The sequence below is a fragment of the Fictibacillus aquaticus genome, from assembly GCF_002245695.1.
In the GTDB taxonomy this organism is placed as follows: Bacteria; Bacillota; Bacilli; order Bacillales; family Fictibacillaceae; genus Fictibacillus; species Fictibacillus aquaticus.
Window position 1 is genome coordinate 1 of sequence record NZ_NOII01000041.1, and the last position, 4578, is coordinate 4578.

Here is a 4578-nt window from a genome sequence, read left to right on the forward strand (position 1 = left end):
AGTGATTCCGAATGCCGGATGGTTCTTGTTCTTTCCTGTTGATTCTGCACCCGCCGTGTAGCCAGTTGCCGTCACCTTCACAGCTTTCAGATTGTACTCTTTCATAACATTATTCAGCAGCTTCTCTTTCTCCGCCTCATCATACTCATGCTTAGACGACGGAATAAAGCGGGACAGCTTTTCTATCAGTCTGTTATTGTTTTCTTCCTTTTGTTCATACAGCCATTTTGTTATATCCTGCGCACTCACTCCGGAAATCGAATGAAATGTGGTAAGCAACGCTGCAGCAAAAAGCACAAGCATTCCACCCCTGCGCATCGCAGTCTTCATTATCTGCAAATACTTCACTCCTCTCCTCCCTATTCCTTCCCAGGAGGATGAAGGATTATACAATGGATTTTCACAGTCTTATGAAGGAGTATAAACAGCCTAAAAAAAATAACACCTTCTTAATGAAGGTGTTTTAAAACATCTGATATCCTCTTACTCGCAGCATCTTTATAGCGACACCAGCAAGTACCGCACCGAAAAGTCCACTGAGCAATATAGCCATATCAGCGATTTGCAGGGAGCTCAGGTGCCCTAAAAGGCTGCTGAACGTTTCTCCCGGCTGAGTGAAATATTTATAGCTATCGAAGAGCTTTAGCTTATCTACAATTAATATGACCACAACAGGGTATGAGATGGCCATAACCCAAGTTTTTCTCAAAAGCATGTTAAGCAAGAAACCGATTCCAAACAAAAGTACGATAAACAGCAGCATGGATATAATAAGCTGCGGCAGAAGCATCTGCATATGTACACCCCCGATTCATCGTTAGTTTACTGAATGGGGGCATGAAAGTCAATTACCTTAACGCTCTTTTGTCTGCATTTATCAGCTGCTTTTGTTGTTATTTCCATCTCCGTGGCACTCGCAGCATGTTTCTGAGCCGCCTAACAGCAGCTGAAAGTAACCTTTCCCTTCGCAATACGGGCATTTCTCCTGTGCAGCTTTGGCAACTTTTTGGCTTTTCATTAAGCGACACTCCTTTATTTGAATTTTCAGATAATATATCAGGAATTTCTACCTTTGAAAAACTCCTAATATCCTTAAATCCACGATATGTAAGCGCAAACATTAAAAGAATACTTCTGTTTTTTACATTTTGCTTACATTTTCAACCGTTTTTACCGAGTGTCAAATAATTTGTACGATGTATAGCCAAAAATGCTTCCTGGATCGAGTTCAGAATGGAGATCGCCTGTCTTTTCTCCCAGAAAAAAATGAATCATCAAAGAAGCATCCGGCGAGCTGCGCATCTCCTCTTCAGTCATGAATACCGCATCCTCAATCTCTTCGGCTGCAGCTTTCAATGAGCCTCCCGTTTTCTTGAGCAAAAAGATGACCATATTATCTGATATCTCTTCGTTTAAAACTCCTGTTCTTACCCCAAGAACGGACACAGCCTCAGCTATGATTCCTGTTTCTTCATAAACCTCACGTACTGCCGCAGCATCTAATGTTTCACCTTCATCAACGAACCCTGCAGGTATAGACCATTTCCCTTTCAGACCGCCGTACTTTTTCTTAACAAGAAGCCATTTTCCATCTTCTATAACAAGCCCAGCGGCTGCGATCCATACTTTTCCTCTTTTCGTCTTATTGAACATGCTACCCTCCATGATCATCAGAATTTTAAACATAACAATCATTCTTAAAACATTAAAAAAGGCTTTTTTCAAAAGTATTATTGCTTATGAAAGGTTTATTTTGTTTGAATGTTAAGCAGTGTTGCTGCCAGTGAAGTCTAATATGAGGAATATTTTAATTTTAGGTTTCAATTGCTGTGGCTGGCACATTCATTACATTCGCTTAATCATCTTGAATCCATCATTGATAAGGTTGATCGGAGTGTAAGGTGNNGCGCCTGAAACGGAGATCAACCGCTTCTCCGAATTCTTAAATTGCATCTTATTTTTGCGAAAACAGCAAAAAAAAAAGAACAGGAGCATTCGCTCCTGTTCTTATTATAGATTAAAACAGCTTAAGTTTTCCTTTTTTAATGACCATCGGTATGCCGCCAAGAAGGTAGAGGTAACGGTTGTCGATAACTTTCTTCATTGCAGAAGCAGTTGCACCGAACAGCTTTTTGTTTCCTACTTTACCGATCGCTTCACCTTTTCCAAGTGATGCTACCGTACCTTTAATGTCTGGCTTGAATGTTTCAAGCTCATTGCTTCCGTTGATCAATGACTTCAAGTTCCGTCCGATTGTGTATGCCTGCTGGATCGCGATTTGAGCCGTTGGAGGATACGGACGGTTTGCTTCTTCATCAATGATAAGCGCACAGTCACCTGCTACGAAAATGTAGTCGTATCCTGGCATACGAAGGTCTTTGTCAACCTTTACACGTCCACGCATTGTTTCGAATCCTGCGTTTTCGATCAGGTGGTTACCGCGCACGCCGCCAGTCCAAACAACTGTTGATGCTTTAATTTCTTCACCTGTTGCAAGCAATACACCGTCTTCGCTGCACTCTTTAATCGGAGTGTTGACGAGGAATTCGATTCCGCGGCGCTCAAGGTTGTTGATTGCATATTCTACAAGCTCTTCATCAAAGCCTGGAAGTACAGTCGGAGCAGCCTCGATGTTAACGATACGAACTTTTTCACGAGGAATATCATACTCGCGGCAAAGCTCCGGAACGCGGTCTGCAAGTTCCCCAACAAACTCGATTCCAGTAAATCCAGCTCCGCCAACGATAATCGTTATAAGCTCGTCACGCTTGCCATCGTTATTGTAACGGGCAAAGCAATAATCGATGTGCTCACGGATCTTACGCACAGAGTTGATGCTGCGGATGCTGAACGCATGTTCTTTCAAGCCTTGAATGCCAAACGTTTCAGGGTCAGCACCAAGAGCGATAATTAAATAATCATATGTCAGTTCCTGATTCTCAAGGATTACACGCTTTTCATCTTTCTTGATCTCCACAACTGTGTCCTGAACAAAATTAATCTTGTTCATATCGATGATGTCGTCGATCATGATGCGTGTTTTGTCATGGTGAAGAGTTCCTGCCGCATTTTCATGAAGCCATGTTGTCTGATAGTGATAATTATGTTTGTTTACAAGAGTTACGTTAGCTTCGTCTGAACCTAGTTCTTTTTGAAGACGAACAGCCGACATGATGCCGCCGTATCCGCCGCCTAGAATTAAAATATTTGGCTTATTCAACGTTCTCACTTCCCGTTCTATTTTTTTTAGTGTGACCTATTTGAGAAAAAATTATAAAAGGCCTGCTGTTTGTGATATATTTCACGAAGTAGAGCGCAAGTGCTCTTTATGAAGTTTTTGTTACACTTCAAAATAAATCCTTACTCATCTTATTCCTTTTTTCTTGTTTTTTCAACCTTTTTTTCGATAGTATGATGTTGTGCAAATATAAATTAAGCCATTGAAACATCATTTTCTGAAGGAAAAAGGAAATGTTTTGAAAGTCAAGAATGTATACATAGTATAGAAATTACTGGGGGTGCACTCAACATGACAAAAGATGTGTTTGATATCACGATTATTGGAGGCGGTCCATCCGGCCTGTTTGCGGCATTTTATGGCGGGATGAGACAGATGAAGGTTAAAATTATTGAAAGCATGCCTCAGCTTGGCGGCCAGCTTTCTGCTCTTTATCCAGAAAAATACATTTATGATGTTGCCGGCTTTCCTAAGGTATTAGCTCAGGACCTTGTAAATAACCTAAAAGAGCAAGCACTGCAGTTCAATCCAGAAATTGTTCTTGAGCAGTCTGTAGAGAACGTAGAAAAAATGGAAGACGGCATTTTCGAGCTGGCGACCGATAAAGAAACACACTATTCGAAAGCTGTGATCATCACAGCTGGTGTCGGGGCTTTCCAGCCTAGAAGACTTGAACATCCGTCTGCTTCGGCATATGAAGGCAAAAACCTTCATTATTTTGTTGACAACCTTCAGGCGTTCGCCGGAAAAAAAGTCCTTGTCTGCGGAGGCGGAGACTCCGCTCTTGATTGGTCATTGATGCTTGAGCCAATCGCAGAGCAAGTCACACTTACACATAGGAGAGAAAAGTTCCGTGCACACGAACATAGTGTCGAGCAGCTGATGAACTCTGCAGTATCAGTTAAGACACCTTATCAAATCAAAGAACTTGACGGAGACGGAGAAAAAATCACATCCGTCACACTGCAAAACGGTGAAATAGAAGAAACTGTTGAAGTAGATGCAGTAATCGTGAATTACGGCTTCGTGTCTTCACTCGGACCCATTAAAAACTGGGGTCTTGATATTCAGAAAAACTCCATTCTCGTAAATTCCCGCATGGAAACGAACGTTAAGGGAATTTATGCTGCTGGGGATATTTGCACGTACGACGGTAAAGTTAAACTGATTGCTGCCGGGTTTGGCGAAGCGCCTACCGCTGTAAACAACGCCAAGACATATATCGATCCAAGTGCAAAAGCTCAGCCTCAGCACAGCACAAGTTTGTTTTAATTATATGCTATCTTTTTTCGCAGAAATCAGAGAAGCGGTTGATTTCCGTTTCAGGCGCACGCTTTCCG

General features: G+C 41.9%; 5 protein-coding genes and 1 pseudogene. 1 reads left to right on the forward strand and 5 read right to left on the reverse strand.

Annotated elements, in window-relative coordinates:
* The 5 genes and pseudogenes from CGZ90_RS19000 to CGZ90_RS19015 form a co-directional block, all read right to left on the reverse strand.
* Window positions 1–348: pseudogene (locus CGZ90_RS19000) on the reverse strand (3D domain-containing protein); the annotation flags it as partial.
* Between the two features lie 115 nt (window positions 349–463).
* Window positions 464–790 carry a YuiB family protein gene (locus CGZ90_RS19005; protein ID WP_094254086.1) on the reverse strand — a complete coding sequence of 109 codons (327 nt, stop codon included), beginning with the start codon at window positions 788–790 and terminating at the stop codon, window positions 464–466.
* 87 nt (window positions 791–877) lie between these two features.
* Window positions 878–1018, reverse strand: a complete 141-nt coding sequence (locus CGZ90_RS20850) for a YuiA family protein (RefSeq protein WP_165766920.1) — start codon at window positions 1016–1018, stop codon at window positions 878–880.
* Window positions 1019–1170: 152 nt separating this feature from the next.
* A complete protein-coding gene (locus tag CGZ90_RS19010) occupies window positions 1171–1653 on the reverse strand; it encodes an NUDIX domain-containing protein (RefSeq protein ID WP_094254083.1) in 483 nt (160 codons plus the stop codon).
* 364 nt (window positions 1654–2017) lie between these two features.
* Complete coding sequence (locus tag CGZ90_RS19015) at window positions 2018–3229, reverse strand: NAD(P)/FAD-dependent oxidoreductase (protein WP_094254084.1); 1212 nt, start codon at window positions 3227–3229, stop codon at window positions 2018–2020.
* A gap of 300 nt (window positions 3230–3529) precedes the next feature.
* Between CGZ90_RS19015 and CGZ90_RS19020 the strand changes: the two genes are divergently transcribed.
* On the forward strand, window positions 3530–4510 hold the full coding sequence (locus CGZ90_RS19020; protein ID WP_094254085.1) for an NAD(P)/FAD-dependent oxidoreductase: 981 nt from the start codon (window positions 3530–3532) through the stop codon (window positions 4508–4510).
* The last annotated feature ends 68 nt before the right edge of the window (window positions 4511–4578 follow it).

What these genes read in the sequence shown, in the direction of transcription:
- CGZ90_RS19005 (WP_094254086.1), bottom strand. Translation starts at nt 790, where the DNA reads ATGCTTCTGCCGCAGCTTATTATATCCATGCTGCTGTTTATCGTACTT.
- CGZ90_RS20850 (WP_165766920.1), bottom strand. Translation starts at nt 1,018, where the DNA reads ATGAAAAGCCAAAAAGTTGCCAAAGCTGCACAGGAGAAATGCCCGTAT.
- CGZ90_RS19010 (WP_094254083.1), bottom strand. Translation starts at nt 1,653, where the DNA reads ATGTTCAATAAGACGAAAAGAGGAAAAGTATGGATCGCAGCCGCTGGG.
- CGZ90_RS19020 (WP_094254085.1), top strand. Translation starts at nt 3,530, where the DNA reads ATGACAAAAGATGTGTTTGATATCACGATTATTGGAGGCGGTCCATCC.